The 16,835-nt window shown below is 73.0% G+C and carries 16 protein-coding genes; 9 read left to right on the top strand and 7 right to left on the bottom strand.

What is annotated here, in order from left to right; genetic code table 11:
- The first annotated feature begins 1 nt into the window (after nucleotide 1).
- Together ACQEUU_RS03665 and ACQEUU_RS03660 are read left to right on the top strand one after the other, a co-directional pair.
- Nucleotides 2–871, top strand: coding sequence for a LysR family transcriptional regulator (locus ACQEUU_RS03665; protein ID WP_433060248.1), 870 nt, complete (start codon nucleotides 2–4; stop codon nucleotides 869–871).
- A 288-nt stretch (nucleotides 872–1,159) separates the two neighbouring features.
- Nucleotides 1,160–1,360, top strand: a complete 201-nt coding sequence (locus tag ACQEUU_RS03660; RefSeq protein ID WP_433060246.1) for a hypothetical protein — start codon at nucleotides 1,160–1,162, stop codon at nucleotides 1,358–1,360.
- On the opposite strand, the gene ACQEUU_RS03655 is transcribed toward ACQEUU_RS03660, so the two are convergent.
- Nucleotides 1,353–1,796: a winged helix-turn-helix transcriptional regulator gene (locus ACQEUU_RS03655; RefSeq protein WP_433060244.1), complete on the bottom strand. Its 444-nt coding sequence runs from the start codon at nucleotides 1,794–1,796 to the stop codon at nucleotides 1,353–1,355. The genes ACQEUU_RS03660 and ACQEUU_RS03655 overlap by 8 nt on opposite strands.
- 112 nt (nucleotides 1,797–1,908) lie before the next feature.
- Between ACQEUU_RS03655 and ACQEUU_RS03650 the strand changes: the two genes are divergently transcribed.
- Nucleotides 1,909–2,817, top strand: coding sequence for an NADP-dependent oxidoreductase (locus tag ACQEUU_RS03650; protein WP_433060241.1), 909 nt, complete (start codon nucleotides 1,909–1,911; stop codon nucleotides 2,815–2,817).
- A gap of 146 nt (nucleotides 2,818–2,963) precedes the next feature.
- Nucleotides 2,964–3,374, top strand: a complete 411-nt coding sequence (locus ACQEUU_RS03645; RefSeq protein WP_433060238.1) for a RidA family protein — start codon at nucleotides 2,964–2,966, stop codon at nucleotides 3,372–3,374.
- A 14-nt stretch (nucleotides 3,375–3,388) separates the two neighbouring features.
- Here the strand turns inward: ACQEUU_RS03645 and ACQEUU_RS03640 are convergent, their stop codons facing one another.
- Nucleotides 3,389–4,840 carry an MFS transporter gene (locus tag ACQEUU_RS03640; protein WP_433060235.1) on the bottom strand — a complete coding sequence of 484 codons (1,452 nt, stop codon included), beginning with the start codon at nucleotides 4,838–4,840 and terminating at the stop codon, nucleotides 3,389–3,391.
- A gap of 40 nt (nucleotides 4,841–4,880) precedes the next feature.
- On the bottom strand, nucleotides 4,881–5,603 hold the full coding sequence (locus ACQEUU_RS03635) for a class I SAM-dependent methyltransferase (protein ID WP_433060232.1): 723 nt from the start codon (nucleotides 5,601–5,603) through the stop codon (nucleotides 4,881–4,883).
- A gap of 247 nt (nucleotides 5,604–5,850) precedes the next feature.
- On the opposite strand from ACQEUU_RS03635, the gene ACQEUU_RS03630 reads away from it, so the two are divergent.
- Entirely contained in the window at nucleotides 5,851–7,104 is a 1,254-nt protein-coding gene (locus ACQEUU_RS03630; RefSeq protein ID WP_433060229.1) for an LCP family protein, read from the top strand.
- A 32-nt stretch (nucleotides 7,105–7,136) separates the two neighbouring features.
- Here ACQEUU_RS03630 and ACQEUU_RS03625 read toward each other — a convergent pair whose 3' ends face one another.
- A complete protein-coding gene (locus tag ACQEUU_RS03625; RefSeq protein ID WP_433060226.1) occupies nucleotides 7,137–7,598 on the bottom strand; it encodes an ATP-binding protein in 462 nt (153 codons plus the stop codon).
- Nucleotides 7,599–7,921: 323 nt separating this feature from the next.
- On the opposite strand from ACQEUU_RS03625, the gene ACQEUU_RS03620 reads away from it, so the two are divergent.
- Both ACQEUU_RS03620 and ACQEUU_RS03615 read left to right on the top strand, forming a co-directional pair.
- Entirely contained in the window at nucleotides 7,922–8,851 is a 930-nt protein-coding gene (locus tag ACQEUU_RS03620) for an ATP-binding protein (protein ID WP_433060224.1), read from the top strand.
- An 89-nt stretch (nucleotides 8,852–8,940) separates the two neighbouring features.
- The gene (locus ACQEUU_RS03615; protein ID WP_270159384.1) at nucleotides 8,941–9,327 is read left to right on the top strand and encodes an SCO5389 family protein; all 387 of its coding nucleotides are present in this window, start codon (nucleotides 8,941–8,943) and stop codon (nucleotides 9,325–9,327) included.
- Nucleotides 9,328–9,361: 34 nt separating this feature from the next.
- On the opposite strand, the gene ACQEUU_RS03610 is transcribed toward ACQEUU_RS03615, so the two are convergent.
- The 3 genes from ACQEUU_RS03610 to ACQEUU_RS03600 are packed head-to-tail and all read right to left on the bottom strand — an operon-like array spanning nucleotide 9,362 to nucleotide 12,019.
- Nucleotides 9,362–10,342 (bottom strand): LLM class flavin-dependent oxidoreductase, encoded by a 981-nt coding sequence (locus ACQEUU_RS03610; RefSeq protein ID WP_433060221.1) that lies wholly within the window; start codon nucleotides 10,340–10,342, stop codon nucleotides 9,362–9,364.
- A 13-nt stretch (nucleotides 10,343–10,355) separates the two neighbouring features.
- Complete coding sequence (locus ACQEUU_RS03605) at nucleotides 10,356–11,072, bottom strand: ribonuclease HII (RefSeq protein ID WP_433060218.1); 717 nt, start codon at nucleotides 11,070–11,072, stop codon at nucleotides 10,356–10,358.
- A gap of 11 nt (nucleotides 11,073–11,083) precedes the next feature.
- Complete coding sequence (locus ACQEUU_RS03600) at nucleotides 11,084–12,019, bottom strand: LysR family transcriptional regulator (protein ID WP_433060215.1); 936 nt, start codon at nucleotides 12,017–12,019, stop codon at nucleotides 11,084–11,086.
- Between the two features lie 79 nt (nucleotides 12,020–12,098).
- Here ACQEUU_RS03600 and ACQEUU_RS03595 point away from each other — a divergent pair, with 79 nt between their 5' ends.
- Together ACQEUU_RS03595 and ACQEUU_RS03590 are read left to right on the top strand one after the other, a co-directional pair.
- Nucleotides 12,099–13,355 carry a pyridoxal phosphate-dependent aminotransferase gene (locus tag ACQEUU_RS03595; protein WP_433060212.1) on the top strand — a complete coding sequence of 419 codons (1,257 nt, stop codon included), beginning with the start codon at nucleotides 12,099–12,101 and terminating at the stop codon, nucleotides 13,353–13,355.
- A 283-nt stretch (nucleotides 13,356–13,638) separates the two neighbouring features.
- On the top strand, nucleotides 13,639–16,626 hold the full coding sequence (locus tag ACQEUU_RS03590) for an AfsR/SARP family transcriptional regulator (RefSeq protein ID WP_433060210.1): 2,988 nt from the start codon (nucleotides 13,639–13,641) through the stop codon (nucleotides 16,624–16,626).
- Nucleotides 16,627–16,835: the final 209 nt, after the last annotated feature.

The raw sequence follows: 16,835 nt of genomic DNA, 5'->3' as shown, positions 1-16,835 counted from the left end.
GATGCTCGACCCGCGCAAGCTGCACCTCCTGCGCGAGTTGTCCCGGCGCGGCACCATCGCGGCCGTCGCCGAGGCCGCCGCGTTCACCCCCTCGGCGGTCTCCCAGCAACTCAGCGCACTCGAACGCGAGGCGGGCGTGCCGCTGCTGGAGCGCACCGGCCGCACCGTGACGCTCACCCCGGCCGGGTGGCTGCTCGTCGGGCACGCGCAGGCCGTGCTCGAACAGCTCGAACGCGCCTCCGCCGCGCTCGCCGCCGCCCGCGGAGGCCCCGCCGGGCCGCTGCGGGTCGGCGCGTTCCCCACCGCCGCCCGCGTCCTGCTGCCCCCGGCGCTGGCCCGGCTCGCCGCCGCCCACCCGGCGCTGACGCCGATGATCTCCGAGATCGACCCGGCCGACGTCTCCGCCGCCCTGCGCGCCGGCGAACTCGACATCGCGCTCGTGCACGAGTACGACTTCGTGCCCCCGGTCACCGACGCGGCCCTGGAGACCGAGCCGCTGTTCGCCGAGCCCATGTACCTCACCGACCGGCCCGCCATCGCCGCCGCCGCAGACGACCCGTGGATCGCCGGCACGCCCGGCACCCTGTGCCACACGATGACGATCAGAGCCTGTCAGGCGGCCGGGTTCGAGCCGGACGTGCGCCACCACCTCGACGACTTCGACACCGTGCTGTCCTTCGCCGCCGCCGGGCAGGGCGTGGCGCTGGTGCCCCGCCTCGCGGCCCTCACCCCGCCGTCCGGCGTCCGGCTCACCCCGCTCCCCCTGCACCGCCGCACCCTGGCGGCCTTCAGGCGCGGGTACGGGGAGCATCCGGCGATCCAGGCGGCCATCACCGCCTTCCACGAGACCCTCGCCGGACTCGGTCTCTGAGTACGACGTCCGGCACGGCCACGGTGCCGGGCCGGTAGCAGACGTCGTAGTCGCGGCACGTCGTCAGCGCCAACAGTGCGGCAGAACGCTCACGTAACCTCCGGCAGAACGACCACGCACCGCTGATTACCTGCAGTGACGCCTAGCCCGTGATGGGGATGAGTTCTCTCTCGAACGAGCCTTCCGCGATCTTCTGGAACTCGATCTCCTCGCGCCGTGTCAGAGCCGGCCGCCTGGGTAGCGGGATCCGAAGCGGGCGCGAGCATTCAGGCAGGTGACATGCAGAGAATGGACCCCTTCCCCTTCGAACTGTCCGTGACGGTCAGCGAGCGGACCCCGGCGGCCATCGAGGCCGCGGCCTACCCCCTGGCGGAGCGGTTCTTCGGCGCCGGCGCCGAAGTGCACGTGATCAGCGCCAAGGTCCAGCCGGACCCGGAGGACGGCGACCGCTTCACGGCCACCGTCGTCTTCCGCCGTACGATCACCTGACCTCGCCGGCGCGGGAGTCGTACTCCTCCCGGTTGGCCAGCACGTCGTCCATGTGCCGCTCGGCCCAGGCCTTGACCTCACGCATGAGGCCCTGGAGCGAGTGGCCGAGGCCGGTCAGCTCGTAGGTGACGGTGACGGGCACGGTGGGCGTCACCGTACGGGTGAGCAGGCCGTCGCGTTCGAGGGTGCGCAGCGTCTGGGTCAGCATCTTCTGGCTGACCCCGGCCAGCCGGCGGGCCAGCTCGGAGTAGCGCATCGGCGCCCCGGCGCGGGTGTCGCCGGGGCGCTGGCCGCCCTCGCCCAGCGCGGCCAGCACCAGGGCCACCCACTTGTCGGAGACGCGGTCCAGGAGCAGGCGGCTGGGACAGCCCGCCAGGAACGCGTCGTACTCCCGCTTCTCCTGGGCCCGGCGCTCGGCCGCCGTCATGGTCGGCATCGGTGGCTCCTTACCGCTCGGTGGCCTACGCACTTCGAAGTGCGTACTTCCTGTTGGAGAGTTACCCATCCATTGTGGTGCAACAGCGTGGATCTCACCACAGGAGGAACCCATGTCCACCACGTTCCGCACCGCCGTCGTCCGCGTCCCCGGGGGCCCGGACTCGATCGAGATCATCGACGTGCCCGTCACCGAACCCGGGCCGGGCCAGGTCCGCGTCGCGATCGCCGGGGCCGCCGTCAACCCCGTCGACGTGGCGGTCGCCGCCGGGCTGTTCCACCGGCGCGGGCTGGTCCACCAGCCGCACCACACCGGTCTGGGCTGGGACTTCGCCGGGACCGTCGCCGCGGCGGGGCCCGGCGTCGACCTGCCGGTCGGCAGCCGGGTCGCGGGCCTGATCGACGGGTTCGACCGCGACTTCGGCACCTACGCCGAACAGCTCGTCGTGACGGCGGCCGACGTCGCGCTCGTGCCCGACGGCCTCGACCTGACCACCGCGGCCGCGGTGCCGCTCAACGGCGTGGGCGCGGCCCAGCTCGTCGACCTGCTCGGCGACGGCGAGGGCCGGAGCCTGCTGGTGACCGGCGCCGCGGGCGCGCTCGGCGCGAACGTCGCCGTGCTCGCGGCCGAGCGCGGCTGGCGGGTCACTGGGCTGGCCAGGACCCAGGACGAGGAGTTCGTGCGCGGCCTCGGCGCGGGCTTCACCGACCGCCCGGCGCCCGGCTGGGACGCGGTGGCCGACGCCGCGGCCCTCCAGGAGGCGGGCGTCCCGCTGGTCCGCGACGGCGGCCTGTTCGTCGGCGTGCAACCGGGCGCGGAGCCGGCCGGGGAGCGCGGCATCACGGTCCGGGCGCTGATCGCGCGGCCCGACGGCGCCCGGCTGGCGGGCATCCTCCAGGCCACGGCCGAGGGCCGGCTTCCGGCGCGCGTGCACGCCGTGGTGCCGCTCGACGAGGTCGCCTCCGCCCACCGCGCGCTCGCCAAGGGCGGCGTACGCGGCAGGTACGTCCTGCGCCCCTGACCGGCACCCGCCCGGAGACCCACACCGGGGAGACCGGTCCTGTCCTCCCGGAAGGCAGGGCGACCGGCCGGAACGGTCTTCGCGTGGGTCGCGGGCGGCGGATATCGGGATGCGGGGGCGGGGGTGGGCCGGTCAGACTCGACGGCATGACGACGAAGATCACCCGTATCAACCCCGACGAGCTCCACCCGACACCCGGCTACCACCACGTCACGGTCGTGGAGGCCGGACGGACGGCGTACCTCGCCGGTCAGTGCCCGCTCGACCCGACCGGCGCCCTCGTCGGTCCCGGAGACCTGGACGCCCAGATCGACCAGGTCGCGGCCAACGCCCTCGCCGCGCTGGCCGCGATCGGGGCCCGGCCGGAGCAGGTCGTCCGTTCCGTGATCTACGTGGTCAGCGCCGAGAGCACGGTGCTGGGCTCCGCCTGGCGGCGGCTCGGCGACTCGCCCATCGCGCCGGCGTTCACCACCGCCAGCACCCTCCTGGGCGTCGCCCGGCTCGGCTTCGCCGGGCAGCTCGTCGAAGTGGACCTCACTGTCGCGCTGCCCGGCTGAGACCGTCGACGCCGTCAGGTGGCCTGCTCCGGGCGTGCGGCGGACAGCGGGGTGGCGATGTCTTCGAGGCCCCGCCGTTCCGCCTTCACCCCGAAGACCAGCTCCACGATGCCCGCGAGGATCATGAGCACGGCCCCGATGGCGAAGGCCACCGCCGTGTCCCCGGGAACGCCGCTGGCCACCAGGTTCGCGAAGATCAGCGGCCCGGCGATGCCGCCCGCCGCGGTGCCGATGGCGAAGAAGAAGGCGATGGCCATCGCCCTGGTCTCCATCGGGAAGATCTCGCTGACCGTGAGGTAGGCCGACGCGGCCCCCGCCGAGGCGACGAAGAGCACCACCGACCAGCAGGCGGTCAGGGTGACGGCCGTGAGCATGCCCTCGTTGAACATCCAGGCGGTGCCCAGCAGCAGCAGCCCTGAGCCGATGTAGGTGGCCGAGATCATCGGGACCCGCCCGACGGTGTCGAAGAGCGGACCGAGGACGAGCGGGCCGAGGAAGTTGCCGACGGCGATGACGGCGAAGTAGTAGCCGGTGTGGGTGTCGATCTGGAAGAACGTCGACAGGATCTGCGCGTACCCGAAGGTGATCGCGTTGTAGAGGAACGCCTGCCCGATGAAGAGCGACAGCCCCAGCACCGTCCGGGTGGGGTAGAGGGCCACCATCGTGTGCGCGATGCGGATGAACCCGATCGACTTGCGCGTGTGGATGGTCATGGACTGACCGGGCTCGGGCAGTTCCTGCCGGGTCTCGCGGCGCACCTCCTCCTCGACGCCGCGGACGATCTCCTCCGCCTCGTCGCCCCGCCCGTGGATGAACAGCCAGCGCGGGCTCTCCGGTACGTGCCTGCGGACGAGCAGGATGGCGAGCCCGAGGACCACGCCGAGCCCGAAGGCGACGCGCCAGCCGATGTTGACGGGCAGGTTGTTCAGCAGCGGCACGGTCAGCAGCGCGCCTCCGGCCGCGCCGAGCCAGTAGCTGCCGTTGATGAGGATGTCGATGCGGCCGCGGTGCCGGCTGGGGATGAGCTCGTCGATGGCGGAGTTGATGGCCGCGTACTCGCCGCCGATGCCGAACCCCGTCAGGAAGCGGAACAGGAAGAACCACCACACGCTGAACGAGAACGCGGTGGCGAGCGTGGCCGCCAGGTAGACGATCAGCGTGATGATGAACAGCTTCTTGCGGCCGAACCTGTCGGTGAGCCAGCCGAAGAACAGCGCTCCCGAGCAGGCTCCGGCGACGTAGAGCGCGGCGGCGAGGCCGGCGACCTGCTCCTGGGTGATGTCGAGACCGCTGCCGGGTTTGGCCAGCTGGGCGGAGAGGTTGCCGACTATGGTGACTTCGAGCCCGTCGAGGATCCAGACGGTGCCGAGCCCGATGACGATCATCCAGTGCCAGCGCGACCACGGGAGGCGATCCAGCCGTGCGGGCACCTTGGTGGTGACTGTGCCGGTCTCGACATCGCTCATGAACACCTCTGGTTACCCCCTGCCGAGCCGCCAAACCCGCCTAGGGTTTGCGCGCCTCGACCATGCAGGTCCGGCGCCATGGCCCGCCGTACCAGTACCGCCAGCCGAGGTCGCGGGCGCGTACGTCACGGGCTCCGAGGCCGCGCAGCGCGGCCTCGTACGCGGGCGTGTGCTGGAGGTCCGCGACGAGGAGCAGGCCGCCGGGGCGGACGACCCGGTACGCCTCGCGCACGGCCTGTTCGCGGGCGGCGGCGCCGGGGAGGTCGCGCAGGGCCAGGGCGGACAGGACGACGTCGAACTCCTCGTCGCCGAAGGGCAGGTCGCGCAGGTCGGCGGTGATCTGGTGGACGCGGTCGCGGACGCCTTCGGCCGCGGCGTTGGCGCGGGTGACGGCTTCGTCGGAGCGGGACCGGCCCCTGGTGCGGCCCGCGTGGACGCCGGTGGCGTGTCCGGAGGTCAGCCGTCCGGCGGCGAGCAGGAGCACCGCGCCGCGCCCGCAGCCGAGGTCGAGCACGTTCTCGTGGCCGTCGAGCCGGGCCAGTTCCTCCTTCCAGACGGCGAACCTGCCGCGCACGCTGGTGTGGAGGTGGCTGGCGGCGCTGGCGAGCGTGTAGCAGGCGCCGGCGAGGAAGACGACGCCCGCCATGACGACGTCGGAGGCGAAGGAGACGAGCATGAGCGCGAGCAGGAGCAGCGCGCCGAGGACGAGACCGGCCAGCGCCCAGGGGGCATCTAACCCGTACTTTCCACGTCGATTACCCACATTCACGTTATAACGCAAAGAGTCTCTTGGCTCATGTTGACTCGCCTTCGACCCACGACACGGTGAATCAGCCGGTGACCGGATTAGCGTTGGTGGGATCTGCGCACTGCGGGGGGTTTGACCAGGGATGACTGGTAGGAATCGCGGCTTCGGCCTCGGCCTGAGCCTCGGACTGACATTGGGCTCCGCCCTGCTGTGGGGGACCGCCCATCTGGCGACGCATCGCCATCGCACCGCGTTCGTTCTCATGTCGGTGCAGATCCTGCTGATCGCCGGGATCCTCACCGTGGTCACCGCGTTCAGCACCCAACTGCTGTCGCTGGCCGTGCAGCCGGGCTGGATGACCGGCCTTGCCCTCATCCTGGCCGTCATCGCGACCGCCTGGACGACCGTGATCATCTGGTCCTACATGCTGGTGCGTCCCGCCGCGGCGGGCGTGGCCGGGCGTGCCCTCACCGCCGGCCTCACCGTCGCGCTGTGCGCGCTGGTCCTGGCCCCGACCGCGTACGCGGCGCGGCTCGCGTACGTGTCGCGCGACCTGGTGCACCACCTGTTCGCCGGCAACCTGGGAGGCCCGATCGTGGCCGAGGACCCGTGGAGCGGCGCGCGGCGGGTCAACTTCCTGCTCGTCGGGGCCGACTCGGCGCCGAACCGGCCCGGCGTGCGCACCGACAGCATGACCGTGGCCAGCGTGGACACCGCCACGGGCGCGACCACGCTGCTCGGCCTGCCGCGCAACCTGGAGGAGGTGCCGATGCCGCCAGGCCCGGCCCGCGCCCGGTTCCCGTACGGCTTCACCGGCGACGGCGTGGACTCCCCCGGCCTGCTCAACGAGGTCTTCCAGTACGCCGAGAACCATCCCGAGGTGGTGCCGGGCGTGCCGGACAGGCAGCGTGGCCCCGCCCTGCTCAAGCAGACGGTCGGCGGCGTGCTCGGCATCCCGATCCGGTACTACGCCATGATCGACATGCATGGCTTCGCCGAGATGATCGACGCCGTGGGCGGCGTGCGGATCACCGTCGAGGAGCCGATCGTGTACGGCAAGTACCGCGAGGGCCTGCTGCAGGCGGGCACCCGCCGGCTGAGCGGCGAGGAGGCGCTCTGGTACGGCCGCTCCCGCACCGACAGCGACGACTACGTGCGCATGGGCCGCCAGAAGTGCCTGATCAACGCGGTGGCCAGGCAGGCCGACCCGATCACCCTGCTCAACAGCTTCGAGAACCTGGCCACGGCCACCAAGCGGGCGATCTCCACGGACGTCCCCCAGGACCTGCTCCCGGCGCTGGTCGAGCTGGCGCAGAAGGTGCGCGACAAGCCGATCCGCAGTCTCAACTTCGTCCCGCCGCTGATCAGCACCAGCAATCCGGACTGGCGGTTCATCCGGCACCAGGCGGCCGAGGCGCTCTCCCCGGCCCGCAGGCCCGCGAACCAGGCCAGGAGCGCGCCGGCCACGACCACCTCCCCGCAGGGCCCGGTCACTCTCGACAAGACCTGCGGCTGAGCGGCGCGAGCGCGTCGAAGGATGGCGAAGGGTCAGGTCAGGTACGCGCCCGGCGGGGCGTCGGCGGCGCGGCCCGTGATGTCGCCGTCGGTCTTGTCCGGGGCGGGGAAGCGGATGTTCATGCGCAGCAGGGAGCGGTCACCGGCCTGCTCGACGAGGACCTCGTCGCAGAGCCTGCGGATGATCCACAGGCCGTAGCCGCGCGAGGCGGCGGGGGGCGGGTCGGCTCCCTGACGGTAGAGGTGGCCGGCCGTCAGCGAGCCGGACGAGTCCTCGATGTCGATCCAGATGCCCCGGTCGTCGGCGCGGGCGTCGAGCGTGCCGGCTCCGCCGCCGTGTTCGAGCACGTTGTCGGCCGCCTCGTTGACCGCGATCACCAGATCGTCGAGCCGGGAGCCCGAGAGCCCCGCCGCCGCCGCGAAGGCGCGGACGTGTTCGCGCAGCAGGGCAAGATCGGCGGTGATCGGGCAGCGTAGCGCTGTCTCCTCGCCCATGCTCAACTCCCGGCATGATTCGGCCCGGCTGCCTTGCTGCCCGCTCCCCATGGACGCATGCATGGGGCCATCGTGACCTGCCCCTTCGCCCCGTGAAAGCGGTCGCGCCGGAACCACCCCGACGTCCGGACCACAGCGGAAGTTACACGTTTTCGTAGCAGTTGTGTGCGCATTGAGGGATAACGCGACCTTATTGACACTATTTCCGCATCTCAGGGGCCTGGACACGGCCGCGATTCCCCCTTCCCTCCCGCGTCCGCTGTGGCATGATGGGCCACAGAAATGGAAACGGTTTTCATAATCGTGATCAGGAGGGACAAACCGTGAGAGTGGCGTTCGTCGGCAAGGGAGGCAGCGGCAAGACCACGCTGTCGGCGCTGTTCGCGAGACACCTGGCGAGCCGGGGCGCCCCGGTGGTCGCCGTCGACGCCGACATCAACCAGCACCTTGCGCTGGTGCTCGGCCTCGACCGGCCGCCCGAGCCGCTGGGCGCCCACCTCGCCGAGATCAAGGACCTGCTGCGCGGCGACAACCCGCGCATCCCCTCGGCCGACGTCATGGTCAAGACGACCCCGCCCGGCCGCGGCTCCCGGCTGCTGCGCTTCCCCGACCTCGCCGCCTACGAGCACGCGGTCACCACCTCCGAGGGCATCCGGCTCATGGCCACCGGGCCGTTCGAGGAGGGCGACCTCGGCGTCGCCTGCTACCACTCCAAGGTCGGCGCGGTCGAGCTGCTGCTCAACCACCTGGTCGACGGCCCCGGCGAGTACGTCGTGGTCGACATGACGGCCGGCTCCGACTCGTTCGCCTCCGGCCTGTTCACCCGCTTCGACCTGACCTTCCTGGTCGCCGAGCCGACCCGCCAGGGCGTGGGCGTCTACCGGCAGTACCGCGACCACGCCGCCGACTACGGCGTGGCCCTGGCCGTCGTCGGCAACAAGGTGCACGGCCCGTCCGACGTCGAGTTCCTGCGCGCCCACGTCGGCCCCGACCTCCTCACCTGGATGGAGCACTCCGCCGCCGTACGGGCGATGGAGCAGGGCCACCGGTTCGCCCTCGACGACCTGGAGCCCGGCAACGCCGACGCGCTCGCCGTGCTGCTCAAGCGCCTCGACGAGCAGGAGAAGGACTGGGCGCGGTTCGGCAGGCAGGCGGCCGAGTTCCACCTGCGCAACGCCAGGGCGTGGGCCAACGCCAGGACCGGCGTCGACCTGACCGAACAGATCGACCCCGGGTTCGTCTACGGCCCGTGACCCACGCGACTGTCCCCCTCCGGTCATCTGGAGGGTTCCCGGATGACCACCTAGCGTCGAAAGGCGATGTTCTCTTGAAAGGAGACAGCATGTCGCTGACCGTTCCGAACGATCTGCTCGACCAGGCCCGCGCGGGTGACGTCGACGACGCGGCCTTCGTGGCCTGCGTGCGCGAGTCCCTGCCCTACGCCTGGTCGGTGATCAGCGAGCTGGTCGAGCAGCGAGACGAGTCCGGGGCCGAGTTCGCGGACAACCAGGTGCCGCCGCCGGACGAGCAGGCGCGCGGGGAGCTCCTGCGCTGCCTGGCCAGCGACGCCATGCGCGGCGCCCTGGAGCGCCACTTCGGCGTGCGGCTCGCCTTCCAGAACTGCCACCGGGTGGCGGTGTTCGCGCCCTCCGCCGGCGAGGCCCTGCGCGAGTTCGTCACGCCGCGGGCGCAGATCCTCAACCAGAAGCCGGAGCTCGTCGACTGCTAGCTCCGCTCCCGGCCACCCGCCGCGGGCGGGTGGCCTACCGGAGGCGGGGCAGCACCTCCGCACCCAGCCGCCGCACGTTCTCCAGCACCCGCTCCGGGTCCCCCGCGCCCTCGACCATGAGCAGGAACCGCTCGATGCCGGTCTCCCGCGCCGTGCGGGCCAGCCGTTCGGCGCACAGGCCGGCCGAGCCGACCGGGTGGATGCGGGTCAGCAGGTCCACGTACGCGCCGACGTCCCTGGGCGGGCGCGGCCGGCCGTCCACCGCGACGTGACCGGCGAGCCCCGGCTCCAGCCAGGCGGGCATCGCCCGTCTCAGCTCCCCGACCGCCTCCGCGGTGCTGTCGGCGACGTGCGCCACCGCCGCCGCCACGTGTCCGGGTACGGCCCCTCCGGCGCGTACGGCGTAGCCGCGCACCATGGCGGCCTTCTCCGCGTCGCCGACGTGCAGGCCGAGCAGCATCGGCAGGCCCCGGTCGGCCGCCAGCGCGGCGGTGCCGGCGGAGGTGCAGGCCACGACCGGCCGCATCCGCGCGGGCGGCACCACGCTCACCTCGCGGAACGCGAAGAACTCCCCTTCGGCCTTGACCGGGCCGCCCGACAGGGCTGCGACCAGCAGATCCAGCGACTCGGGGAAGCCGCGCTCGAACCGCGCCAGCCCGGTGCCGAACACCTCCACGTCCACCCACGGGCCGCCCCTGCCGACCCCCAGCGTGAACCGGCCGCCCGACAGGTGGTGCAGCATGGCCGCCTGCTCGGCCAGCGCGATCGGGTGCTGGGTGGACAGCACGCTCACCGCCGTGCCGAGCCCGATGCGGGAGGTCCTGCCGGCCGCGACCGCGGCCAGCGTGGTGGGCGACGGGCACAGGCCGTAGGACATGAAGTGGTGCTCGGCGATCCACGCCTCGTCGAACCCGGCCCGCTCCGCGGCCACGATCAACTCGACGGTGTCCGCCAGGACCCGCCCCGGCTCCCGGCCGGGGAAGCCGGCCGCGATGAGGAAGACGCCGATGCGCACCCCACAGATGATGTCACCCGAAGAGGCTGACCTGGCCTTCCCCCACGGCCGGATCCCGGTGTCGCTTCAGGTGCCGCCACGCGGGCAGGTCGTCGAGATAGGACCAGGAGAGCCGGTGGCAGGGCGTCGGGCCCAGCCTGGCCAGCGCCTCCTGGTGCCGCGGTGACGGGTAACCAGCGTTCTCCGCGAACCCGTACTCCGCGAACTCGTGACCCGCGCACTCATGACCCGCGCACCCGTGATCCGCGCACCCGAGGCCGGCCATGTACGCGTCCCTGCGCACCTTGGCCAGGACCGACGCGGCGGCCACCGACACGCTGGCCGCGTCGCCCCGCACCTCCAGCCGCACCCGCCAGGGCGGGCCGATGTAGTCGTGCTTGCCGTCGAGGATGACCGCGTCCGGCCTGACCGGGAGCGCCTCCAGGGCCCGTCTGGCCGCCCGGCGCAGCGCCTCGGTCATGCCCAGCTCGTCGATCTCCAGGTGGGACGCCTCCCCGAACCCGACCCCCGCCGCCCACGCCCGCAGCTCCGCCGCCACGGTCTCACGCCTGTCCGCGGAGAGCCGCTTGGAGTCGGTCAGCCGGCCGGGCGGCTCGCCGTCGCCCGGCACCACGGCGCACACGGTGACCGGGCCGGCCCAGGCGCCCCGGCCCACCTCGTCCACGCCCGCGACCGTGCGGACGCTCGGCTGGGACAGCAGCAGGTGCTCGATCGCGTACGAGGGCGGCATGGCCAGGAACGCTACCGGGCCGCGAGGCGTACGGGGGCGAGGTCGGCGGAGATCAGGCGGGCGGCGACGTGCACGGCGCGCAGCGTCACCGAGACCGAGGGCCGGTTGACGCTGGAGGCGCGGGCCACCGCGAGCACCTCGCGGCCCACCGGGTCGCCGGGGAACCGGCGCACCGCCAGCCCGCGCACCCCGGCCGCGAGGGCGAGCGCGGGCACGGCCGCGATGCCGATGCCCTTGGCGACCAGGGACAGGATGGTCCCCAGGCCCTCGAACTCCCACGGGACGGGCTTGGGGCCGCCGACGTCCACCAGCAGCCGGTCCGTGGCCAGCCGGGACGGCTCACCGTCCGGGGTGGCCATCCACGGCTCGTCCCGCAGTTCGCGCAGGTCGAGCGGCACCTCTGGGTCGGCGAGCCGATGCCGGCGCGGCACCACGAGCACGAGCGGGTCGGACAGCAGCGGGAAGACGCGCAGGTTGTCGCTGTCGGCGGCGCGCCCGTACCAGTCGTCGATCAGCGCGATGTCCACCTCGCCCGACTGCACCTCCCGCATTCCCCGGCCGGACCTGCTCTGCCGCAGGCGGAGGGTGAGTTCGGTGTGGCGGCGGAGGGAGCGGGCGAGCGCCGGGGCGAATGCCACCGCCGCTGTGGGGAAGGCGGTCACGACGACACGCCCGGCGGGGCTGCCCGCGTGGGCCGAAAGGTCCGATTCCGCCTCTTCGACCATCGAAAGGATGCGTTCCGCGTGGGCCACGAGCCGCCGACCGGCGTCGGTCAGTTCCGCACTTCGCGCCGTCCGGTCGATGAGGGCGGTGCCCGTCTCCCGTTCCAGCGTCGCGAGCTGCTGGGAGACCGCCGACGGGCTGTAGCCGAGGGACTCGGCGGCCGCGGCGATGCTGCCCCGGCGGGCGAACTCGCTGATCAACATCAGGCGGCGCAAATCAAGCATCGGACTTCCTTATGCCTACCCACAACAAGCCTCGCTTGTACTGATGCCTTCATCCAACCACCCTGGGAACGTGACAAACATGGCAGTGACACTCTCCGCCACTCTGGCGGCGAACGAGGACATCGAGCGGAGACGGCGCGCCGGCGAACGCGTGCTGAACCTGGCCTTCGGTGAGGCCGGTCTGCCCGTGCACCCGGCGCTGCGCGGGAAGCTGGTCGCCGCCTCCGACCGCAACGGCTACGGCCCCGTCGCCGGGACAGCCGAGCTCCGCGCCGCGGCGGCGGGCTATTGGACCCGGCGAGGGCTCGAAACCGACCCCGGACTGGTCGTCTGCGGCCCCGGCAGCAAGTCGCTGCTGTACGGGCTGCTGCTGGCGATCGGCGGTGACGTCGTCCTGCCCATGCCCAGCTGGGTCAGCTACGCCGCGCAGGCCGATCTGATCGGCTCCAGCCCGATCCTGGTGCCCGCTCCCCCGGGTGAAGGGGGCGTGCCGGACCCCGGCCGGGTGGCCGAGGCCGTGCGCGACGCCCGCGCGCGGGGCAGGACCGTGCGCTCCGTGCTGGTGACGCTGCCCGACAACCCCACCGGGCTGCTCGCGCCGCGGCGGACCATCGGCCGCCTGGTGGAGGTCGCCCGCGAGCTGGACCTGTACATCATCTCCGACGAGATCTACCGCGACCTGCTGCACGATCCCGCCCTGGCTTACACCTCGCCGGCCGACCTCGCGCCCGAGCGCACGCTGGTCACCACGGGGCTCAGCAAGAGCCTGGCCCTGGGCGGCTGGCGGATCGGCGTGGCCAGGCTCCCCGACGGCGCGGACGACCTGCGCGCGCGCCTGCTCGCCGTGGCCAGCGAGATCTGGTCGGCGCCGGCCGCGCCGGTGCAGGAGGCGGCCGCGTACGCCTTCACCGACCCGCCCGAGCTCGCCGATCGCATCGCGCGCAGCAACCGCCTGCACGGCGCGGTCGCGCGCGCGGTCCGCGACCGGTTCGTCGCGATCGGCGGGTCCGTGCCGGCCCCGCAGGGCGGCTTCTACCTCTACCCCGACCTGGGCCACCTGGGGTTCAGCGGTTCGGCGGAGGTCGCGCGGACGCTGCTCGACAGGTACGGCATCGGCGTGCTGCCCGGCCACGCGTTCGGCGACGACCCCGCGGCCGCCCGGGTCCGCGTCGCGGTCAGCCTGCTGTACGGGGAGACGAGCGAGCAGCGGACGGCCGCGCTGGACAGCGACGACCCTCTCCGCCTGCCGTGGATCAAGGACAGCCTGGACCACCTGGCCCTGGGCCTGACGGAGCTGTCCCTGAGCATGCCCGACCAGCGCCCCGCCCTGGTCTGACCCCCGCCGAAACCCCGATCCCGCCAAGCTCCCCGAGAAGCTCGAAGGCCCCGCCCTGTCCCCCCAGGGCGGGGCCTTCGCCGTCTCGGCTCATATGCGCTCCGGGTGTGGCCGCCCCCGCGGACCACACCTCGTACCTCTTGGAGAGTGGCCTGCGGCGCTCAACGGGGAATCAATGCCGGATCAACAGAACGGTCACCGAATCGGCTCCTTCCTAGGTCGGAGCTGAGGATGGATCTATCATTTGGTACCAAATCGATCCATTGCTGTGGGGACAGGCGGCATGGCTGGTCAGGACGTCGAGAGCGGGCTGCGGTTCGCCGTGCTGGGTCCGGTCCGTGCGTGGCGCCACGGACACGAGCTCGACCTGGGCACTCCGTTGCAGCGCTCCATCCTCGGCATGCTGCTGCTCAGGGAAGGCCGGGCGGTCACCCCGGCCGAGATGATCGACGCCGTCTGGGGCGAGGAGTCGCCGCCGCGCGCGCTGGGCGCGCTGCGCACCTACGTCTCCCGCCTCCGTACGGTGCTGGAGCCGGAGCGGCCCGCCCGCTCGCGCCCGGAGCTGCTGACCTCCGTCGGCAAGGGCTATGCGCTGCGGCTGCCGGCGGACTCGCTCGACCTGACCCGGTTCGAACGGTCCGTGACCGAGGCCGAGACCGCCCGCCGCGCGGGCAGGCTGCCCGTCGCCGCCGAGCGCCTGCGGGCCGGGCTCGCCCTGTTCGAGGGTGAGCCGCTGGCCGGGGCCGTCGGCCCGTTCGCCGAGCACCAGCGCGACCGGCTCGTCGAGCGGCGGCTCGGCGTCATCGAGACGCTCATGGACCTCGACCTGGAGCTGGGCGACCACGCCTCGGTGGTGGCCGAGCTGGTCGCGCTCACGGCCGACCACCCGCTGCGCGAGCGGCTGCGGGCCCAGCTCATGCTCGCCTACTACCGGTGCGGTCGGCAGGGCGACGCCCTGGCGGTCTTCACCGAGACCCGCCAGGCGCTCGTCCACGAGCTGGGCGTCGAGCCGGGGCAGGAGCTGACGGCCCTGCACCAGCGGATCCTGGCCGCCGACCCGGGCCTGTCCGCGCCTCCCAGGGCCGAGCAGGAGGAGGCGAAGGAGCCCGAGGAGGAGCCGGCGCCCGACCTGCCCAGGCCCGCGCAGCTCCCGGCCGCGGTGAACGACTTCACCGGGCGCAAGGAGATCGCCGGTCGGCTGCGCTCGCTGGTGTCGGCCCAGTCACCGGCCGAGGGCGTGCCGGTCGCGGCGATCTGCGGGATCGGCGGCGTGGGCAAGACCGCGCTGGCGGTGCACGTGGCGCACACCACCGGGCACCTGTTCCCCGACGGCCAGCTCTACGCCGACCTGCGCGGCTACACCGACGAGGCGGCCGACCCGGCCTCGACGCTGGGCTCGTTCCTGCGCGCGCTGGGCATCCCCGCCGACGTGATCCCCGAGGCGCCGGCCGACCGGGCCGCGCTCTACCGGTCGATCCTGGCCGACCGGCGCATCCTGGTGCTGCTCGACAACGCCCGCGACGCCGACCAGGTGAGCCCGCTGCTGCCGGGCTCGCCGGGCTGCGCGGCGCTGGTGACCAGCCGGTCCAAGCTCGCCGACCTGCCCTCGGCCAAGCTGGTGGACCTGGACGTGATGGAGCCCGACGAGGCTCTGCAGCTGTTCGCCGCGGTGGCCGGGCCCGAGCGGGTGGCGGCCGAGCACGGCGCCGCCATGGACGTGGTGGCCGTCTGCGGCTTCCTGCCGCTGGCGGTGCGGATCGTGGCGGCCCGGCTGGCCGCCCGCCCGTCGTGGACCGTGGCCTCGCTGGTCCCCCGCCTGGCCGACGAGCAGCGCCGGCTGGACGAGCTGCGGGTCGGCAACCTGGCCGTGGAGGCCACGTTCGCGCTGGGCTACGGCCAGCTCGACCCGGCCCAGCAGCGCGCCTTCCGGCTGCTGTCGCTGCCCACCGGGCCGGACATCTCGCTCGGGGCCGCGGCCGCGCTGCTGTCGATGAGCGTCTTCGAGGCGGAGGACCTGCTGGAGTCGCTGGTCGACGCCAGCCTGGTGGAGGCGCCCGCGCCCGGCCGCTACCGCTACCACGACCTGCTCAAGCTGTTCGCCCGCAGGGAGCTGGAGAAGGCCGAACGGCAGCAGGCGCGCACCATGGCGCTCAGCCGCCTGCTCGGCTTCTACCTGGCCTCGGCCCAGTCGGCGCACCGGCTCGCCTACGAGGGCAGCATGATCTCCGACAACCTGGTCGTGGTCGGCAGCGGGCGCGCCTTCTCCACCGCCGACGAGGCCGTCGCCTGGCTGATCGTCGAGGGTGACGCGCTGTTCGCCTCGATCAACCAGGCCGCCGCGTCCGCCCGGGCCGGCGACCAGCTGCTGCCCGCCGGCGACCTGCTCGTGGCCATGGAGCCACTGCTGGAGTCGGGCACCCACACCCGCGAGTTCGACCACGCCACCCGCGCCGTGCTGGCCACCGCGCTCCGCCTGGGCGACCAGGGCAGCGAGCTGCGCGCCCGGTACGTCCTGGGCCGGGTGATGTTCGCCGGCAACCGGCTGCCCGAGGCCGAGGAGCAGTTCACCCGGGTGCACGAGCTGTCGGCCGCGCGGAACGAGAAGATCGTCACCGGTGAGGTGCTCAACGCGCTGGCGGTCGTGGTGGGCCGGCAGCGCCGCCACACCGAGGCGCTGGCCTGGTTCGACGCGGCCATGCGCTTCTACCGGGAGAACGGCGTGCCCGCCGGCGAGGCGCTGGTGCACAGCTACTCGGCCCGCGACCACCTCGGCCTCGGCCGCGCGGAGGACGCGATCGCGGCGGCGGAGAAGGGACTGGCCCTGTTCACCGAGATCGGCAGCGGCGCCGGCACCGCCAGGGCCCGCTACCACCTGGGCATCGTGCTGTCGCGCGTGGGCCGGCTCGCCGAGGCCGTCCACCACCACGCCGAGTGCCTGGCGTTCTTCCGCGCGGGCAAGCAGCGGGTGTGGGAGCAGCGGGTGTGCTCGCGGCTGGCCGAGACGTTCATCGCCGCGGAGCGCTACGAGGACGCGGTCCGCCACGCCGAGCAGGCGCTGGTCGTCTCGCGGGAGATCGGGCATCCGTACGGGGAGGCGCTGTCGCTGACGGTGCTGGGCCGCGCCCTCAAGGGGCTGGGCAGCGCCACCCGGAGCGCCGAGTGCCTACGTCAGGCCCTCGGCCTCTTCACCCGGCTCGGCGCCCCTGAGGCCGACGACGTCAGGAGCCTGCTCGCCGGCATCCCCGTCGGGGAGAAGGTCGTCGAGTCCTGAGTACAGCTCGTCGTCCAGACGTGTCATCCACACATGGTTCACCAAGGCTGTCCTTTGGGAGTCACGAACCCCCGTGGTCCGTACAGGTGGATCGGCGGCCCGGCCGGCCGCCTGACCACCGCGCGTCGCCAGGGGGCCCGGTCATCCGGATGCTCCGCGCGGCGGCTAGCCGCCTCACAACGGCGACCGGCCGGACCCGACGCGGTCCC

This window comes from Nonomuraea sp. CA-218870 (assembly GCF_050936535.1).
Classification (GTDB): domain Bacteria; phylum Actinomycetota; class Actinomycetes; order Streptosporangiales; family Streptosporangiaceae; genus Nonomuraea; species Nonomuraea corallina.
The sequence above is the reverse complement of the archived record's forward strand: the minus strand, read 5'-3'. Positions and strand labels throughout refer to the sequence as shown.

Excerpts from the sequence above, each read along its gene's own strand:
- ACQEUU_RS03665 (WP_433060248.1), top strand. The coding sequence starts at position 2 with ATGCTCGACCCGCGCAAGCTGCACCTCCTGCGCGAGTTGTCCCGGCGC.
- ACQEUU_RS03660 (WP_433060246.1), top strand. The coding sequence starts at position 1,160 with ATGGACCCCTTCCCCTTCGAACTGTCCGTGACGGTCAGCGAGCGGACC.
- ACQEUU_RS03655 (WP_433060244.1), bottom strand. The coding sequence starts at position 1,796 with ATGCCGACCATGACGGCGGCCGAGCGCCGGGCCCAGGAGAAGCGGGAG.
- ACQEUU_RS03650 (WP_433060241.1), top strand. The coding sequence starts at position 1,909 with ATGTCCACCACGTTCCGCACCGCCGTCGTCCGCGTCCCCGGGGGCCCG.
- ACQEUU_RS03645 (WP_433060238.1), top strand. The coding sequence starts at position 2,964 with ATGACGACGAAGATCACCCGTATCAACCCCGACGAGCTCCACCCGACA.
- ACQEUU_RS03640 (WP_433060235.1), bottom strand. The coding sequence starts at position 4,840 with ATGAGCGATGTCGAGACCGGCACAGTCACCACCAAGGTGCCCGCACGG.
- ACQEUU_RS03630 (WP_433060229.1), top strand. The coding sequence starts at position 5,851 with ATGTCGGTGCAGATCCTGCTGATCGCCGGGATCCTCACCGTGGTCACC.
- ACQEUU_RS03625 (WP_433060226.1), bottom strand. The coding sequence starts at position 7,598 with ATGGGCGAGGAGACAGCGCTACGCTGCCCGATCACCGCCGATCTTGCC.
- ACQEUU_RS03615 (WP_270159384.1), top strand. The coding sequence starts at position 8,941 with ATGTCGCTGACCGTTCCGAACGATCTGCTCGACCAGGCCCGCGCGGGT.
- ACQEUU_RS03605 (WP_433060218.1), bottom strand. The coding sequence starts at position 11,072 with ATGCCGCCCTCGTACGCGATCGAGCACCTGCTGCTGTCCCAGCCGAGC.
- ACQEUU_RS03600 (WP_433060215.1), bottom strand. The coding sequence starts at position 12,019 with ATGCTTGATTTGCGCCGCCTGATGTTGATCAGCGAGTTCGCCCGCCGG.
- ACQEUU_RS03595 (WP_433060212.1), top strand. The coding sequence starts at position 12,099 with ATGGCAGTGACACTCTCCGCCACTCTGGCGGCGAACGAGGACATCGAG.
- ACQEUU_RS03590 (WP_433060210.1), top strand. The coding sequence starts at position 13,639 with ATGGCTGGTCAGGACGTCGAGAGCGGGCTGCGGTTCGCCGTGCTGGGT.